General features: G+C 72.6%; 14 protein-coding genes. 3 read left to right on the top strand and 11 right to left on the bottom strand.

Annotation, left to right across the window (positions count from 1 at the left end; all coding sequences use genetic code 11):
• The first annotated feature begins 13 nt into the window (after positions 1 to 13).
• Complete coding sequence (locus tag RR3_RS12255; RefSeq protein WP_010592065.1) at positions 14 to 1582, top strand: ATP-binding protein; 1569 nt, start codon at positions 14 to 16, stop codon at positions 1580 to 1582.
• Between the two features lie 9 nt (positions 1583 to 1591).
• Positions 1592 to 3529 carry an acyl-CoA dehydrogenase family protein gene (locus RR3_RS12250; RefSeq protein ID WP_064066041.1) on the top strand — a complete coding sequence of 646 codons (1938 nt, stop codon included), beginning with the start codon at positions 1592 to 1594 and terminating at the stop codon, positions 3527 to 3529.
• A 22-nt stretch (positions 3530 to 3551) separates the two neighbouring features.
• Here the strand turns inward: RR3_RS12250 and RR3_RS12245 are convergent, their stop codons facing one another.
• From RR3_RS12245 to RR3_RS12235, 3 genes are all read right to left on the bottom strand, one after another.
• Positions 3552 to 4445: a cyclase family protein gene (locus RR3_RS12245; RefSeq protein WP_064066042.1), complete on the bottom strand. Its 894-nt coding sequence runs from the start codon at positions 4443 to 4445 to the stop codon at positions 3552 to 3554.
• Positions 4446 to 4458: 13 nt separating this feature from the next.
• On the bottom strand, positions 4459 to 5598 hold the full coding sequence (locus RR3_RS12240; RefSeq protein WP_108754950.1) for a PQQ-dependent sugar dehydrogenase: 1140 nt from the start codon (positions 5596 to 5598) through the stop codon (positions 4459 to 4461).
• Between the two features lie 77 nt (positions 5599 to 5675).
• A complete protein-coding gene (locus RR3_RS12235; RefSeq protein ID WP_064066044.1) occupies positions 5676 to 7118 on the bottom strand; it encodes an MFS transporter in 1443 nt (480 codons plus the stop codon).
• A gap of 58 nt (positions 7119 to 7176) precedes the next feature.
• Here RR3_RS12235 and soxR point away from each other — a divergent pair, with 58 nt between their 5' ends.
• Positions 7177 to 7632 carry a redox-sensitive transcriptional activator SoxR gene (soxR, locus tag RR3_RS12230; RefSeq protein WP_010592070.1) on the top strand — a complete coding sequence of 152 codons (456 nt, stop codon included), beginning with the start codon at positions 7177 to 7179 and terminating at the stop codon, positions 7630 to 7632.
• Here the strand turns inward: soxR and RR3_RS12225 are convergent.
• The 8 genes from RR3_RS12225 to RR3_RS12190 form a co-directional block, all read right to left on the bottom strand.
• On the bottom strand, positions 7629 to 8783 hold the full coding sequence (locus tag RR3_RS12225) for a PQQ-dependent sugar dehydrogenase (RefSeq protein WP_010592071.1): 1155 nt from the start codon (positions 8781 to 8783) through the stop codon (positions 7629 to 7631). The two genes, soxR and RR3_RS12225, sit on opposite strands and share 4 nt — an antisense overlap.
• A gap of 20 nt (positions 8784 to 8803) precedes the next feature.
• Positions 8804 to 9088: a metal-sensitive transcriptional regulator gene (locus RR3_RS12220; protein WP_003937563.1), complete on the bottom strand. Its 285-nt coding sequence runs from the start codon at positions 9086 to 9088 to the stop codon at positions 8804 to 8806.
• 25 nt (positions 9089 to 9113) lie between these two features.
• Positions 9114 to 9599, bottom strand: a complete 486-nt coding sequence (gene mce1N, locus RR3_RS12215) for a transport-regulating membrane protein Mce1N (RefSeq protein ID WP_010592072.1) — start codon at positions 9597 to 9599, stop codon at positions 9114 to 9116.
• Positions 9600 to 9803: 204 nt separating this feature from the next.
• Positions 9804 to 10367, bottom strand: a complete 564-nt coding sequence (locus RR3_RS12210) for a hypothetical protein (RefSeq protein ID WP_010592073.1) — start codon at positions 10365 to 10367, stop codon at positions 9804 to 9806.
• Entirely contained in the window at positions 10364 to 11341 is a 978-nt protein-coding gene (gene hemB, locus RR3_RS12205) for a porphobilinogen synthase (protein ID WP_010592074.1), read from the bottom strand. Before hemB ends, RR3_RS12210 begins: the two co-directional genes overlap by 4 nt.
• Before the next feature lie 71 nt (positions 11342 to 11412).
• A complete protein-coding gene (locus tag RR3_RS12200; RefSeq protein WP_010592075.1) occupies positions 11413 to 12978 on the bottom strand; it encodes a bifunctional uroporphyrinogen-III C-methyltransferase/uroporphyrinogen-III synthase in 1566 nt (521 codons plus the stop codon).
• Positions 12979 to 13041: 63 nt separating this feature from the next.
• Positions 13042 to 14055, bottom strand: a complete 1014-nt coding sequence (gene hemC, locus RR3_RS12195) for a hydroxymethylbilane synthase (protein WP_010592076.1) — start codon at positions 14053 to 14055, stop codon at positions 13042 to 13044.
• Positions 14052 to 15506: a glutamyl-tRNA reductase gene (locus RR3_RS12190; protein WP_010592077.1), complete on the bottom strand. Its 1455-nt coding sequence runs from the start codon at positions 15504 to 15506 to the stop codon at positions 14052 to 14054. The genes hemC and RR3_RS12190 overlap by 4 nt, the downstream gene beginning before the upstream one ends.
• Positions 15507 to 15670: the final 164 nt, after the last annotated feature.

Raw genomic sequence — 15670 nt, 5'->3', positions numbered from 1 at the left:
TAGGAATGTGACCATGGTCTCGTTCGACGACGTCCGTACCGCCCTCGCCGACCGGTTCCGGGTCGTCACCGCCGCGTTGTCCGCCGACGGTCGTGAGGTACTTCTCACCGGACCGGTGGACGTCGGCCTGGAGGTCGGCGGATTCGCGGTCGTCGAACTCGACGACGAGCGCCGTCTCGCCGTGCAGGTCCGCAGCGTGCGCATCGTCGAGCGCGAGGGCGCGGACGTCGACGTCGCCGTGGACGAACCGGGTCTGCCGGTGCGCTCCGTGCGCGGCCGCGCCATGGTGCGGACGCTGGCGGGGTCCGCGAGTGTGCTGGGCGTGTTCGGCGACGACCGGTTCGCCGCCACGGCGGAAGTCGCCCCGTTTCCCGAGCGGCATGTGCGCCCGGCCACCGCGGCCGAGACGGCGACGCTCGCGGCCGCCCTCACCGGCAGTCTCGACGTCGGCACCCTGCTGCACGCCCCGGCCGTGGCGGCGCGGCTGCACCCGGCGGGCTTCGCCCGGCACACCTTCATGTGCGGCCAGTCCGGCTCCGGCAAGACGTACACCACCGGCGCGGTCCTCGAGCGGCTGCTCGCCGCGACGACCCTGCCGATCGTGGTGCTCGACCCCAACTCCGACCACGTACACCTCGGCCGGCTGCGGGATCCGGAGGACGACTCCCCCGCCGCGCAGCGGCATCGCGGGGCCGCCACCGGAGTGCGGGTGGTACGGGCCCGCGGCACCGGCTCCGACCACCTGCTGTGCCTGGACCTGAGCGACCTTCCCCTCGTCGCGCAGGCGCTGCTGCTGCGCCTGGACCCGGTGCACGATCTCGACGAGTACTCGGCCCTGCGCCGCGTCACCGCTGCCCTCGACGCGCCCTACTCCGTCGCGGACGTGCGGTCCGCGGCGGCGGCGGACCCCGCGACGGAGCGTCTCGCGACCCGCATCGACAATCTGGGGATCGCGTCGTGGGAGCTGTGGCGGCGAGGGGAGGAACGCTCGGCCGCCGAACTCGACGTGCGCACGGGCCGGTGCTTCGTGATCGATCTCGGCAGTCTGAACAGCCCCGGGGAGCGCGCCGCGGTGTCCCTCGGGCTGCTGGGCCGGCTGTGGATGCTGCGACGGCGGCGCCTGCCGATGCTCGTCGTGGTGGACGAGGCCCACAACATCCTGCCGTCGGTCACGGCGGATCCGTTGTTGTCGAGCACCGCGGATCTGGGGGTGCTCATCGCCGGCGAGGGACGCAAGTTCGGGCTGCACCTGTTCGTGGCGACGCAGCGGCCGGGGAAGGTGCATCCGAACGTCGTCTCCCAGTGCGACAACCTGCTCCTGATGCGGATGAACGGCAGCACCGACATCGAGGAGCTGTCCCACCTGTTCTCCCACGTCCCCCCGGCGATGCTGCAACGCGCCACCACCTTCGGACTCGGCCAGGCACTGTTCGCCGGGCCGATCGCCCCGACTCCGCTGCTCGCGCGCGTCGGCACCCGGGTCAGTCCGGAAGGGGGCGCGGACGTGCCGACGGACTGGGCGCATGCCGCAGCCGATACCGACGTTCGCACATACCCACACGACGGGCTCGAATCGTCCTAATGTCGGTCCATGACGACCACAGCTGAGCACATCCGCATCACCCTGGACGGCGCGTGGCGGCAGGCACGCGAGCGGGCACGCACGGACCTGGACCGGCCCGAGTTCGCCCCGCACTACACACCGGACCTGGACGAGGCCCGGGCGATCACGCTGAAGCAGATGCGGATGCTCGCGGAATCCGGCTACGCCCGGGCGGGCTTCGCGAAAGCGGTGGGCGGCGGCGGCGACGCCGGCGGCGCGGTGGCGTCGATCGAGATGCTCGCCATGTCGGACCTGTCCCTGATGGTCAAGGCCGGTGTGCAGTGGGGTCTGTTCGGCGGCGCGATCGAGAATCTCGGCACGGCCCGGCACCACGACCGCTACATCGGCCCGCTCATCGACCTCGATCTGCTCGGCTGCTTCGCGATGACCGAGACCGGCCACGGCTCCGACGTCCAGTCGCTCGAGACGACGGCCTCGTACGACCCGGGCACCGAGGAGTTCGTCGTCCACTCCCCGACCCCGTCCTCGCGCAAGGACTACATCGGCGGGGCGGCAGAGCACGCGACGGTCGCCGCGGTGTTCGCACAGCTGATCACCGGCGGCAAGTCCCAGGGCGTGCACTGCTTCGTCGTGCCGATCCGCGACGAGAACGGCGACGATCTGCCCGGGGTCACCACCTCCGACTGCGGCCACAAGGGTGGTCTGCCGGGCGTGGACAACGGCCGGATCATGTTCGACCACGTGCGGATTCCCCGGGAGAACCTGCTCAACCGGTACGCCGACGTCGAGCCCGACGGCACCTACGTCTCGGCGATCGAGAATCCGAACCGCCGCTTCTTCACCATGGTGGGCACGCTCGTGCGGGGCCGGGTCACCGTCGGCGGCTCGGCCGGTGCCGCGGCCCGCGTCGCGCTGTCGGTCGCCACGCGGTACGCGCTGCAGCGCCGCCAGTTCAGCGCCCCCGGCGACGAGAAGGAAGTGCTGCTGATGGACTATCTGGTCCATCAGCGCCGCCTGCTGCCGCTCATCGCCAAGTCGTATGCGCTGACCTTCGCGCAGAACGAGCTGATCTCCACCATGGACCGGATCCAGACCACGCCCGTCGAGGAGGTGGACCCGCAGGAGCAGCGTGAGCTCGAGGGCCGCGCCGCCGGGCTGAAGGTCGCCAACACCGCCCACGCGACGCGCGCCATCCAGGAGTGCCGTGAGGCCTGCGGCGGTGCCGGGTACATGGCCGAGAACCGGCTCACCGCGCTGAAGGCGGACACGGACGTGTTCACCACCTTCGAGGGCGACAACCACGTGCTGACCCAGCTCGTCGCCAAGGAACTGCTCACCGCCTACGCGGACGAGGTCCGCGGCATGAGCCCGGTGGAATGGATGAAGTTCGCCGCGGTCACGGTGTCGGACATCGTCAAGAAGCGCACCGCCGCCCAGCAGATCCTCCAGACGCTCGTCGACACCCGGAAGGACAACGAGGAGGACGGCAGCCTCTTCGATCGGGGCACGCAGATGGCGATGTTCGAGGACCGGGAACAATACCTGCTCTCGACGGCGGCGCGGCGACTGCAGGCCGCGTCGAACCGCGAGGAGAACCTGTTCGACGCCTTCAACTTCGTGCAGGACCACGTGCTGCACGCGGCGCGCGCCCACATCGACCGGGTCGTGCTCGAGGCGTTCGTCGCCGGGATCGAGTCGTGTCCCGACGAGGAGGCCCGCGAGCTGCTGTCGGACCTGTGCGATCTGTACGCGCTCAGCGTCATCGACGAGGACAAGGCCTGGTACATGGAGCACCGGCAGCTGTCGGTGGAACGGGCGAAGGCGGTGCTGCGCGGCATCAACGAGCGCTGCCGGACCCTGCGTCCCCACGTGACGACCCTCGTCGAGGGCCTCGGCGTGCCGGAGCACCTGCTCGGGTCGGCGATGCTCGACGGCCCGGGCACGGACGCCGGTCGCCTCGGCTGACCCGCCGGGCCGGGTGCGGGATTCAGACCAGTGCCAGCACCCGGCACGGCCCACCGGTGCCGCCGGCGTGCTTCGGCGCGCCGACGACGACGGTCGCGCCGCGTGGCGGCACGGCCGCGAGGTTCGCCATCGCCTCGATGCCGTAGCGGCCCGCGCCGAGCAACTCCACGTGGGCGCCGACCTCGCCCGACCGGTCGAGGCTCAGGGTGTCGACGCCGAGCCCCACGACGTTCCGTTCGTGCACGAGCATGCGCACGGCCTCGCGGTCGAAGCCCGGTGCGTGCGGGATGCGCAGTGCGTCGGCGTTGACGAAGCGGCCGGGGTCGGCGAGGCGGGCCTCCCATCCCGAGTGCATCGCGACGAAGGCGGCCGGCGGGATCGGGCCGTGTTGCCGCTCCCACGTCGCCACGTCGTCGACGGTGACCACCGCGTCGTCGTCCTGCGCGGCCTTGCCGGCGATGTCGACGACGGCGAGCGGGGCCACGAAGTCGCGCACCGGCAGCGCCTCGACGGTCGCGCCGCCGCGCACGATGTGGGCCGGGGCGTCGAGATGGGTGCCGGTGTGCTCCCACAGCGACATCGCGTTGACGGCGAACCGTCCGGTGTCGAACGTGGCCACGGGACGCATCGCGAACCGCTCGTTTCCGGGCCACACCGGGAACTGCGGGGTCAGCGTGTGGGTCAGGTCGATCACCGCGTCGGCCCGCACGGCGGCCGTGTCCCCGCCGGCTCGTGCCGGCGCCGCGGCGGCGGTCGCCGCGCCCAGACCCGCGGCGCTCACGCCCAGACCCGCGGCGCTCACGCCCAGACCCGCGGCGCTCACGCCGAGGGCGGCGAGGAAGGACCGGCGGCCGAACCGCGCCCGGCCGTCCTCGATTTCGCGGTACACCCGGTCGAGCACGGTCGGTGAGCACATTCGTCTCGACCTCTCAGTCGGCGGCGGGTTCCACCAGCAGGACCCGGTCGTCGCGGCCGTTGTCCGTCGTGACGAGCAGCGCCCCGTCGGGTCGTGCGGTCACCGACCGCAGCCGGCCGAACCGCCCCTCGAGCGCCGTCGCGGTCTCGTCCACCGACCGGCCGTCGGCGGTGAGTTCGAGGAACAGCAGTTTCTCCTGCTGCTGGCTCGTGATCACCAGCGCGCCGTCCCAGCCCTGCCAGCCGGCGCCGGAGACGAACGTGCCGCCGGGAGTCGCGAGGGTGGGGGCACCGGAACTCCACACGGCCCCGATCGCTCCCGGCACGCGGGCCGGATCGGTCATGGGCACCGACTCGTCGTAGACGAACGGGAAGCGGTCGGGGCGGTACCCGTAGTTGCCGCCGGGCTGCAGGAGATTCACCTCGTCGTCGCGGACGGTGCCCTGCTCGACGGCATAGAGCTCGCCGCTCCCGGGACGCAGCGCCAGTCCCTGCACGTTGCGGTGCCCGAGAGTGAACACGGGGCTGCCCGGGTCGGGGTTTCCCGCCGCCGGGGTGCCGTCGGGATCGAGGTGGAGCACCTTGCCGCCCAGGCTGTTCCGGTCCTGAGGCACCTGGGGGTGGGCGGTGTCGCCCGTCCCGACGAACAGCGACCCGTCGGGATGGGCGAGCAACCGGCACCCGCCGTGCCGGCCGCCCTGCCCGACCGGGATGCCGGCGAGCACCGTGGCGCCGCGGGTCAGCTCCGTCCATCCGGGATCGACCGTCCAGGACTGCACGCGGATGTCGGTGCCGTCGGGGCCGCGGTGGCCCTGACAGCTGTAGAGGGTCCGGCTCGTCCCGAAATCCGGTGCCAGCGCCAGACCCATCAGGCCGGTCTCGCCCTCGGCGTACAGGCCGGACAGGTCGGCGCGCACCTCCCGGATCCCACCGTCCGGATCCCGGACCACGAAGCGGCCCCGCCGTTCCCCGGTCAGGATCGTCCCGTCCGGAGCGGCGACGACGTCCCAGGGCTTGCTCAGCCCCTCCATCAGCGGCGTCACGGTCAGCTCGGGCAGCGCGCCCGCCTCGGGTGGCGCCGCGTGGGCGCTCGGCGTCCCGGCCGCGAGCACGCCGACTGCGATCGCCGCCGCACGTCTCCCCGAGATTCGCACGCGCATCTCCTCGTCGTCGGATCCCGGCGATGCTACGGAAGACGATGCGCCGGACGGCGACGACACGCGCGGCGGCGTCAGATTCGTTCGGGTTCCGCTGCGGAGGCGTCCGCGGGTGCCGACCGGTTCCGGTGCGCGCGCGCCGGAACCGCGCGGCGCGCGGCGAGCACGCCGAGCACCGCCACGGCAGCGAACCCGAACAGCAGCAGCCGCGCCGAACGCACGTCGGACGGTTGTCCCGCGTTGACGAGGACTCCGGCCAGTGCTGCGCCGAACGCGTTCGCGATCAACTGGACGGTGTTGATCGCAGCGGACGCCTTGCCGCTGTCGCGCGGGTCGGCGACGGCGTTCATCGCGCCGACCGCAAGGTGCGGCCACGCGATGCCGATGCCCGCGCCCGCGACGACCAGTCCCGTGACCCACACCGTGACCGCGACCGGTCCGGTCTCGTCACGCACGGCGGCCGCCATGAGCGCGAGGCCGAGGCCGACGAGCACCGGAGCACTCACCACGATGCGGCGCACGGTTCGGGGCGCGGACGCCGTGGCGCTCGGGATCTCGCCGAGCGTCCATCCCACCGCGAGGGCGGCGCCGAGGAAGCCGGCGGCCAGCGGCGCGAGGCCGGCGAGGCGCTGCCCGAACAACGGGACGAACGTCTCGGCGGTCGAGACGACCGCCAGCACTGCGATCGTCAGGTACACCCAGCGCAGCCGGGCGGTGGTGAACGTCGCCGCCGGCAGGATGCCGTGCGGGCTGCGGCGGTCGACGGCGACGAACGCGACCACGGCGGCGGACGCGCCCGCGAGCAGGGCGATCGTGGGCGCACCGCCGGTCACGACGGCGGCCACGCCGACCGCCAGGGCCGCGCCGGTGAGCAGGGCCAGCGAACCGAGCGGAATCCTGCCGGCAGCGCGCGATCCGCGGGCGTGCGCCGGCAGGGCGAACGGCACCGCGGCTGCGACCGCGAGCGTGCAGACCAGTAACGCGCCGAACGCCCATCGCCAGGCGTGGAACTGGGCGAACACGCCGCCGACGGCGGGTCCCGCGAAGGTCCCCACACCCCACATCGCCGATACGAGCGCCGCGGCGCGGCTCCAGAGACGTTCCGGCAGAGCACTGTTCAGTACTGCGTAGCCGAGTCCGGCGAGCAGGCCGCCACCGAGCCCCTGGACCGCCCGGCCCGCCAGCAGCGCCTCCATGGACGGTGCGAGCGCGCACACGAGGGTGCCGGCCGCGAAAGACCCGAGCCCCATGAGGTAGGCGCCCCGGGGTCCGCGGACGGCGAGGGTCCGGGCCACGGCCGTCGAGGAGATCACCGACGCGAGCAGGAACACCGTCGCCGTCCACGCGTAGTAGGCGTGGCCGCCGATCTCCTCGACCGCGGTCGGCAGCAGGCTCGTGGTGAGGTACACGTTGGTGGCGTAGAGGGCAACTCCGCCGGCGAGAACCGCTGCCGTACCGAGGTATTCGCGTCCGAGAAGTTCCGACCAGGCGCCGGCGCGAGTCGTGGATCCGTGCATGACGGTGACTGTAGAGTCTCAAGTGCACTCGAGATCAAGCGCGGGGAACGGAGTCGTGATGAGCCGCACGAGCGAAGAACTGCTGGCGATCGGTGAAGTCTCCCGGCGCACCGGAGCCGCCGTGTCTGCGATTCGCTACTACGAGTCGCTGGGACTCGTGACCGCACACCGCACCGCAGGCGGCACGCGCCGCTTCCCCCGGCACACGATCCGGCGCATCTCGATCATCCAGTTGGCGACCCGGTTCGGCATTCCGCTTGCCGAGGTGGCCGAGGTGTTCTCGGCGCTGCCGGCCGAACGGCCCCCGACCCGACGGGACTGGATGCGCATCTCACGGGCGTGGCACGAGCGACTCGAGGAGCGCAAGCAGGCGATCGACCGGATGCAGCGCGAACTGGCGGGGTGCATCGGCTGCGGCTGCCTGTCGCTGCAGGCGTGCACACTGTTCAATCCGGGCGATCGGCTGGGCAAGGACGGCGCGGGCGCGCGGCGCGTCGACCCAGGGGCACGTTAGACGGGGGCGATTCGCAGCACCCTGTCGTCGGAGCCGTTGTCGGTGGTGACGAGGAGCGAGCCGTCGGGCAGTGGGGTGAGCGACCGCAGGCGCCCGTACTCCCCCTCGAGCAGGTCGGTCGATTCGGTCACGCTGCGGCCGTCCTCGGACAGGCGCAGCAGCAGCAGCTTCTCGTCCTGCTGGCTGCTGACGACGAGCGCGCCGGACCACGGGCCCCACCCCGGTCCGGCCGCGAACGCCAGCGCGGGGGTGGCGATGGTGGGCGACCCGGAACTCCACACCGCCGGGATCGCGCCGGGGACGCGCTCGGGATCGGTCATCGGCACCGACTCGTCGTACATTCCGGGTTCCCGGTCGGGTCGCCAGCCGTAGTTGCCGCCCGGCACGAGCAGGTTGACCTCGTCGTCGCGGCTGCTGCCCTGCTCGACCGCGTAGAGCCGCCCGGTGCCGGGCTGCAGCGCCAGCCCCTGCACGTTGCGGTGGCCGAGGGTGAACACCACGCTGCCCGGGTCGGGGTTGCCGGGGGCCGGCGACCCGTCGGGGTTCAGGTGCAGCACCTTGCCGCCGAGGCTGCCGGGGTCCTGCGGCGCCGTCGGGCGGGTGGCGTCGCCCGTGCCGATGTACAGGGTGCCGTCCGGGTGCGCGAGGATGCGGCAGCCGGCGTGGCGGCCGCCGCGCGCGACGGGCAGCCCCTCCACGACGGTGCGCTGCCGCGTCATGGTGGTCCAGCCGGGATCGACGGTCCAGGCGTAGACGCGGACGTCGTCGGGGTCGCGGTGTCCCTGGCACGTGTAGACGGTGCGGCTGACCCCGAAGTCGACGGCGAGCGCGACGCCCATGAGGCCGGTCTCCCCCACCGCGTACAGGTCCGACAGGTCGGCGCGCAGCTCCTCGACGCGCCCGTCGGGCCGGCGGACGACGAACCGGCCCGAGCGTTCACCGGTCAGCAACGTCCCGTCGGGGGCCTGCACCACGTCCCACGGATGGTCGAGACCGTCGACGACGGTGGTGACGGTGACCCGCGGCGGGGTTCCCGCGTCGGGGACCGCGGTGGGTGCGCCCGAGAGCACCGTCCGCGCGGGCTCCTCCGACGCGCACGCGGTCAGCGCGCAGGCCAGCGCCGCAGCGCACAGTCCGTGGGCGATCCGCATGCCGATCGGCTCCTCGGTGGTCAGGGTTTGAGGACGAGGCGCGCTATGGCGTCCGAGGCCTCCTGGATCTTCGCGTCGGCCTCGGGTCCGCCCTGCCGGGCGGCGTCGACGACGCAGCCGGCCAGGTGCGCGTCGAGCAGCTTGAGCGAGACCGTCTGCAGGGCCTTGGTGACGGCGGAGACCTGGGTCAGGACGTCGATGCAGTAGCGGTCGTCCTCGATCATCCGGGCGATGCCCGCGACCTGCCCCTCGATGCGGCGCAGGCGCTTGAGCAGGTCCTCCTGGTGCGGGGTGTATCCGGCCATACTCGTATCGTACCCCTAGGGGGTATTAGAGCAAGGGCGGATCGGCGCGCTCGGCCAGCACCGCCTCGAGTTCGGACCGCAGCCGTTCGTGGTCCCGGGCCCACGCCCGCACCAGGGCGCCACCCCGCAACCGCAGGCCGACGGCCGTCCGGCCCCGCGGCACGTTCGCCAGCTCCCCCAACGGCCGGGCGGTCTCCCACCGCTCGGGATCCCGGGCCCGGGGATCGGCCGCGGACAGCACCGCCTCGATCTCCTCGAGCGGCAGTTCCTCGGTCCCGAGGCGCAGCGTCTTCGCGGTCAGCTCCACGCTCACGTGCCGCCGGGCCGCGACGACCATCACGTACGCGAAGCCGCTGAGCACCAGAGCGATCACCGGCAGTGCGACCCAGTGCACCACCGGCCCGGTCGCCAGTTCGACGACGAGCGCGACGAGGCACAGCACCGGCCCGAACGCCACGGTGCGCCAACGGCCACCGGGCTCGTGGAAGCGGGGCTCGGCCGACTCGTTCACCTCGTGATCAGGCGCTGAGCATGCCCGGAACGACGACCAGCACCAGCGTCACCACGCCCAGGACGGCGATGAGGCCGATCAGGACCAGCTCACGACGACGACCGTAGGGCCGGGGCTCCACCTGCATGAAAGTCCTCTTCGCTCGTCGGAAACGACCGCGCGGGCCGTGGGTCGTCAGACACCGTACTCCGCGCGCTCGTCGGGTCAGCTCGGGGGCAACCGGAGGAAGTACAGATTCGGCTCGCGGCGGTGCATGAGCACGATCGCCCCGACCGAACACACCCCCTGCAGGATGCTCACCAGACCGATCACGAGGCCGGCACCGCCGCCCAGCGCACCCACGCCGAACACCGTCGGAATCGCCGTGACGGTCAGGAAGACACCGATCATCGTGAGCAGCATGCGCGCCCAGTTCCGGCCGCGCCGCATCGCGAAGGCCACGAGCAGGAACAGGCCGGTGAACACGAGCCCCAGGACGGCGGTGATGCCGAATCCCAACGGCAGCAACGATTCCACCGTCTCGCGCGGCATGTCCACCGGTGGCGTCTGCCGGGCCAGTTCCGCCGTCATCTGGTCGACGAACTCGTCCCGGCGCTCCCACATCAGCAGCACACTCGCGCCGAGGTACACCAACCCCAGGACCGCGACCGCGCACCACAACTGGAACGCGGTCTCGACGTCCACGGGAGTGGGGCGCCGCTGCGCCGGTGCCGGCCCGGGCGGGGTGTCCGGCGGCCCGGGCCACTGCGACGGTTCGGGCGTGCTCACGAGAGCCGGCCCGCGACCTCGGCCGCCCAGTACGTGAGCACGATGTCGGCACCGGCGCGGCGGATGCTCGTCAGCGACTCCAGGATCGCCGTGTCCCGGTCGATCCAGCCGTTCTGCGCGGCAGCGGTGATCATCGCGTACTCGCCCGAGATCTGATACGCCGCGACGGGCACGTCCGAGCGGTCGGCGACCTCGCGCAGCACGTCGAGGTACGACATCGCGGGTTTGACCATCACCAGGTCGGCGCCCTCGGCGAGATCGAGATCGACCTCGCGCAGCGCCTCCCGGCGGTTCGCCGGATCCTGCTGGTAGGTGCGCCGGTCGCCCTCGAGCGAGGACCCCACCGCGTCCCGGAACGGCCCGTAGAACGCGGAGGCGTACTTCGCGGAATACGCGATCTGCCCCACGTCCTGATGCCCCGCGGCGTCGAGCGCCGCGCGGATGGACGCGACCTGACCGTCCATCATCCCGCTCGGACCGAGCAGGTGCGCGCCGGCCTCGGCCTGCGCGACGGCCATCTCCGCGTACCGCTCGAGGGTGGCGTCGTTGTCCACCGCACCCGAGGCGCCCAGGACGCCGCAGTGACCATGGTCAGTGAACTCGTCGAGGCACGTGTCGGCCATCAGGACCGTCGCATCGCCGAGTTCGGCGCGCAGGTCCCGCAGCGCACGGTTGAGCACGCCGTCGGGGTCGGTGCCGCCCGAGCCGCGGGCGTCCTTGTCCTCGGCTCGCGGCACGCCGAAGAGCATCAGCCCACCCACACCGGCTTCGACCGCCGCGGTCGCCGCGGCGGGCAGCGAATCGGGGGTGTGCTGGTACACACCGGGCATCGACGGGATCTCTCGCGGCGCGTCGAGGCCGTCGGCGACGAACATCGGCAGCACCAGATGCCGCGGCTCGAGGGAGGTTTCGGCAACCAGCCGGCGCATGGCCGGGGTGGTGCGCAGCCTGCGGGGACGGACATCGGGATACATCGGCGGACTCACCTTCCGGGCAAGCCGTGCGCGGTTCCGGTAGCGGGGGCTACCGGAACCGCGCACGGGGGTCAGCGGCGGGCGCGGGACTTCTTGCGGGGCGGCGGCAATGCGCCCTCGGCCCGCAGCCGGGCGGCGTGCTCGGCGAGCGCCTCCACCAGGGGACCGATCTGCGCGGTCTCCGGCTGCACGTCCACCCGCAGCCCGAACTCGATCGCGGTCTCCGCGGTCTTCGGCCCGATGCACGCGACGATGGTGCGCGCGTGCGGCTTACCCGCGATACCCACGAGGTTGCGGACCGTCGACGACGAGGTGAAGCACACCGCGTCGAACCCACCGGTCTTGATCATCTCGCGGGTCTCGGCCGGCGGCGGTGCCGCCCGCACCGTGCGGTAGGCAGTCACGTCGTCGATCTCCCAGCCCCGCTCGCGCAGGCCCTCCGCGAGGGTCTCGGTGGCGATGTCGGCGCGCGGCAGCAGCACCCGGTTGACGGGATCGAAAACGTCGTCGTACGGGGCGAATTCGGCCAGCAGCCCCTCGCTGGACTGTTCGCCCGAGGGCACCAGCTCGGGGGTGATCCCGAACGAGCGCACCTTGTCCGCGGTCGCCTGCCCGACACACGCGATCTTCACACCCGAGAAGGCGCGAGCGTCGAGGCCGAACGCCTCGAACTTCTCCCACACCGCGCGCACCGCGTTCGTGGAGGTGAACACCACCCACTGGTAGCGGCCGTCCACGAGTCCCTTGACGGCCCGCTCCATCTGGGCCGGACTGCGGGGCGGCTCCACCGCGATGGTCGGCACCTCGATCGGGATCGCTCCGTGCGTGACGAGCCGCTCGCTCATCTCCCCGGCCTGCTCCTTGGTGCGCGGCACCAGCACCGTCCACCCGTACAGGGCGCGGGACTCCCACCACGAGAGTTTGCCGCGCTGCGAGACGATCTTGCCGACGGTGACGACGAGCGGACCGACGAGCTCGGAACCGGCGTCGTTGAGCGTGGCGAGGGTGGCTTCGACGGTGCGCTGCTGCCGGGTCGTGCCACGGACGGTGATCGCCGCCGGGGTCTGCGGCGCGAGCCCGTGCTCGACGAGGGCGCTCGCAGTCTCCGCGAGATGACCGGACGTGGCGTGCAGCACCAGCGGGCCGGGCGCGGCGGCGAGCGCCGCCCAGTCCACCTCGCCGCGCACGTCGACCTCGGTGTGGCACGAGCCCAGCGCCATGCCGGCGTAGCTCGGCACGGCCGAGCCGGGGGTCAGCCCCGGCAGGACCTCGAACACCACCTGGGTGCGGGCGACGGCGTTGACCTCGGCGATCACCGAGTCGGTGGTCAGCGGGTCGCCGGCGACGAGGCGCACGACATCGTGGCCGTTCTTCGCCTCCGCGACGAGGGTTTTGGCGACCTCGGTGGGCTCGCCCAGCGCGGGACGCACCTCGGCGACGGGCTCCCCGGTCTCCGCGTCCCGGCCGGCGGTGGTGCCGACGAGCGCCACCACCCCCCTGTCGACGTCGGGGTCGGTGAAGGCGATCGTCGCGCCCGCGAGCACGTCGCGGGCACGCACGGTCAGCAGAGCCGGGTCGCCCGGCCCAGCTCCCACGAACAGGATCCGTCCGGGATTGTGCTTACGGACTCGGCTCATCGGTCATTCTCCAGTGCGGTCGAATCTGCGGTAAAGGGAAACCTGGGGTGCGGGCGGACGGCGTCAAACATCGGCCGTGCCCTGTTCCGGCGCGTCGTCCCCCCGGCTGGTCATCAGCTCACGCGCACCGAGATCGAGCAACTCGCGAGCCACCGCCCGGCCCAGTTCCTCCGCGCGCGCGGTGGCGCCGACGGCGCTCGCGCGCAGCACATCTGAGCCGTCGAGGGCGGCGGCGCAGCCGCGCACGGACAGTTCCTCGATCACGCGGCCGTCGTCGTCGAGGGATTCGACGACCTCGGCAACGGCCCCGACGGGGGCGGTGCAGCCGGCCTCGAGCTCCGCGAGCAGCGCCCGCTCGGCGACGACTGCCGCGCGGCTGGCGCGGTCGTCGAGACCGGCGAGGATCTCGATCAGTGCGGTGTCCTCCGCGCGGCATTCGACCGCGAGAGCACCCTGGGAGGGCGCCGGCAGCATCTGCACCGGTTCGAGGGACTCGGTGATCCGGTCGAGGCGGCCGATACGCGAAAGTCCTGCGCGCGCAATGACGATGGCGTCCAGTTCGCCGGACGCGACCTTCCCGAGCCGGGTGTCGATGTTCCCGCGCAGCGGCCGGATGTCGAGGCCCAGACCCATGGCGGCGAGCTGGGCACGCCGCCGCGGCGCGGAGGTGCCCACCCGCGAGCCCGGCGGCAGCTCGCCGAGGACCAGCCCGTCGCGGGCGACGAGCGCGTCGCGCGGATCCTCACGCGGCGGCACGGCGGCGATCACCAGTCGCGGATCCTGCGCGGTCGGAAGGTCCTTGTACGAATGCACGGCCAGGTCGACGTCGCCGGCGAGCAGCGCCTCACGCAGCTCGGCGGTGAAGACGCCGACGCCGATCCGCTCGACCGGGCCCGCGGTGACGTCACCCTTGGTGGTGATGACGACCAGTTCGGCAGGATGGCCGGCGGCGATCAGCGCATCCCGGACGGTGCCCGCCTGCGTCGTCGCCAGCAGGCTGCCGCGCGTTCCGATCCGCAGCGTGCGGCTGCCGGTTCCGGCTTCGATCCGGGTGTCCGATGCGACCTCGGCGCTCATGCCTGCCTTTCCTCTCGAGAAGCTCCCAGTGCTCCGGGCGACTGCTTCCGGGGCGACCGCAGCTCCGTGGTGACGGCCGGATCCAGCGCGGCCGACAGGTCGGTCGCGCCGGTCACGTCGGGAAGAGCACCGAGTTCCTTCGCCACCGGGGTGGCGACGGCCTCGGCGGCACCCGGCCGCAATTCGAACAGCTCGCGCAGCGCCTCGGCGTACTGGTCGCCGCCCGGGGTGGACGCCAGCTGCTTGACCCGCACCGTCGGCGCGTGCAGCAGCTTGTCGACGACGCGGCGCACCGTGCGGGCCACCTCGCCGCGCTGGCCGTCGTCGAGCCCCGGCAACCGGGACTCGAGCCGCAGCAGTTCGCCCTCGACGACCTCGGCGGCGCGCTGACGCAGCGCGGTGACGGTGGGGGTGACCTCGGCCAGACGCTGGGAGGCGAGATAGTCGGCGAGTTCGGCGGCCACGATCGAACGCGCGGCGTCCGTATCGGAGGCGGCGGCGCCGGCCGCGGGATCGCGCTGCAGCGACTCCATGTCGAAGACGGTGACGCCGGGCAGACCCGAGACGGCCGGCTCCACGTCGCGCGGCAGGCCGAGATCGCAGATCACCAGCGGACGGGTGCCGCGCTCGGGCTGGGCGAGGGCCCGGTGTGCGTCGGCGAGAGTGACGACCGTACCGACCGCACCCGTGCAGGTGACGGCCACATCGGCCTGCGACAACGCGGCCGCGAGCCGGTCGAACGGCAGCACGTCGGCCTCGATGCCGTTGCCGCGGGCGGTCTCGGCGAGCCGCTCGGCGCGCTCCCGGGTCCGGTTGACCACCACGATGCGCGCGATCCCGGCGCGGGTGAGGTGCGCGACGGCGAGCCCGCCCATCGCGCCCGCACCGATCACGGCGGCGGTGCGGCCGGCCAGACCGTCGAGCACGGTCGCCGCCTTGTCCAGCGCCACCGACACCACGGACGCACCCGCCGCGTCGATGCCGGTCTCGGTGTGCACTCGCTTGCCCACGCGCAGCGCCTGCTGAGCCAGCTCGTGCAGGGCCCGGCCGGCAGCCTGCTGAGCGTCGGCACTCGCGTAGGCGGTACGGATCTGGCCGAGGATCTGCTGCTCACCGACCACCATCGAGTCCAGGCCGCTGGCCACGGCGAACAGGTGCTCGGCGGCCGCCTCGCTGTAGCGCACGTACGCGTGCTTGTGCAGATCCACGAGGGTCAGACCCGAGTGCTCGGCCATGAGCTCGCTCACGTCGGCCAGCGCGCCGTGGAACGCGTCGACCACCGCGTAGATCTCCACCCGGTTGCAGGTGGAGACGATCATCGCCTCCGAGATGTGGCCGGAGGCCATCATCTTGTCGGTGAGCTTGGGTCGGTCGGTGTCGGTGACGGCCACCTTTTCGAGCACCGAGACGGGCGCGGTCCTGTGCGAGACCCCGACGAGGAGAACACTCACGGCGCAATCACCGATCCGTTTCTTGTCGCTGCCGAGGCCACTGGGCTCGGCGTTCCTGATGCGGTGAATCCGGTCGCGCCCGGCGCGGTACGCCCGGTCGCGCTCGGCGCGGTGCGCCCGGTCGCGCTCGGCGCGGTGCGCCCGGTCGCGCTCGGCGCGGTGCG

This window comes from Rhodococcus ruber NBRC 15591, from assembly GCF_001894945.1.
GTDB lineage: Bacteria > Actinomycetota > Actinomycetes > Mycobacteriales > Mycobacteriaceae > Rhodococcus > Rhodococcus ruber.
The sequence above is the reverse complement of the archived record's forward strand: the minus strand, read 5'-3'. Positions and strand labels throughout refer to the sequence as shown.

Coding starts and splice junctions, on each gene's coding strand:
- RR3_RS12255 (WP_010592065.1), top strand. CDS start 14: ATGGTCTCGTTCGACGACGTCCGTACCGCCCTCGCCGACCGGTTCCGG.
- RR3_RS12250 (WP_064066041.1), top strand. CDS start 1,592: ATGACGACCACAGCTGAGCACATCCGCATCACCCTGGACGGCGCGTGG.
- RR3_RS12245 (WP_064066042.1), bottom strand. CDS start 4,445: ATGTGCTCACCGACCGTGCTCGACCGGGTGTACCGCGAAATCGAGGAC.
- RR3_RS12235 (WP_064066044.1), bottom strand. CDS start 7,118: ATGCACGGATCCACGACTCGCGCCGGCGCCTGGTCGGAACTTCTCGGA.
- soxR (WP_010592070.1), top strand. CDS start 7,177: ATGAGCCGCACGAGCGAAGAACTGCTGGCGATCGGTGAAGTCTCCCGG.
- RR3_RS12225 (WP_010592071.1), bottom strand. CDS start 8,783: ATGCGGATCGCCCACGGACTGTGCGCTGCGGCGCTGGCCTGCGCGCTG.
- RR3_RS12220 (WP_003937563.1), bottom strand. CDS start 9,088: ATGGCCGGATACACCCCGCACCAGGAGGACCTGCTCAAGCGCCTGCGC.
- hemB (WP_010592074.1), bottom strand. CDS start 11,341: ATGTATCCCGATGTCCGTCCCCGCAGGCTGCGCACCACCCCGGCCATG.
- RR3_RS12200 (WP_010592075.1), bottom strand. CDS start 12,978: ATGAGCCGAGTCCGTAAGCACAATCCCGGACGGATCCTGTTCGTGGGA.
- hemC (WP_010592076.1), bottom strand. CDS start 14,055: ATGAGCGCCGAGGTCGCATCGGACACCCGGATCGAAGCCGGAACCGGC.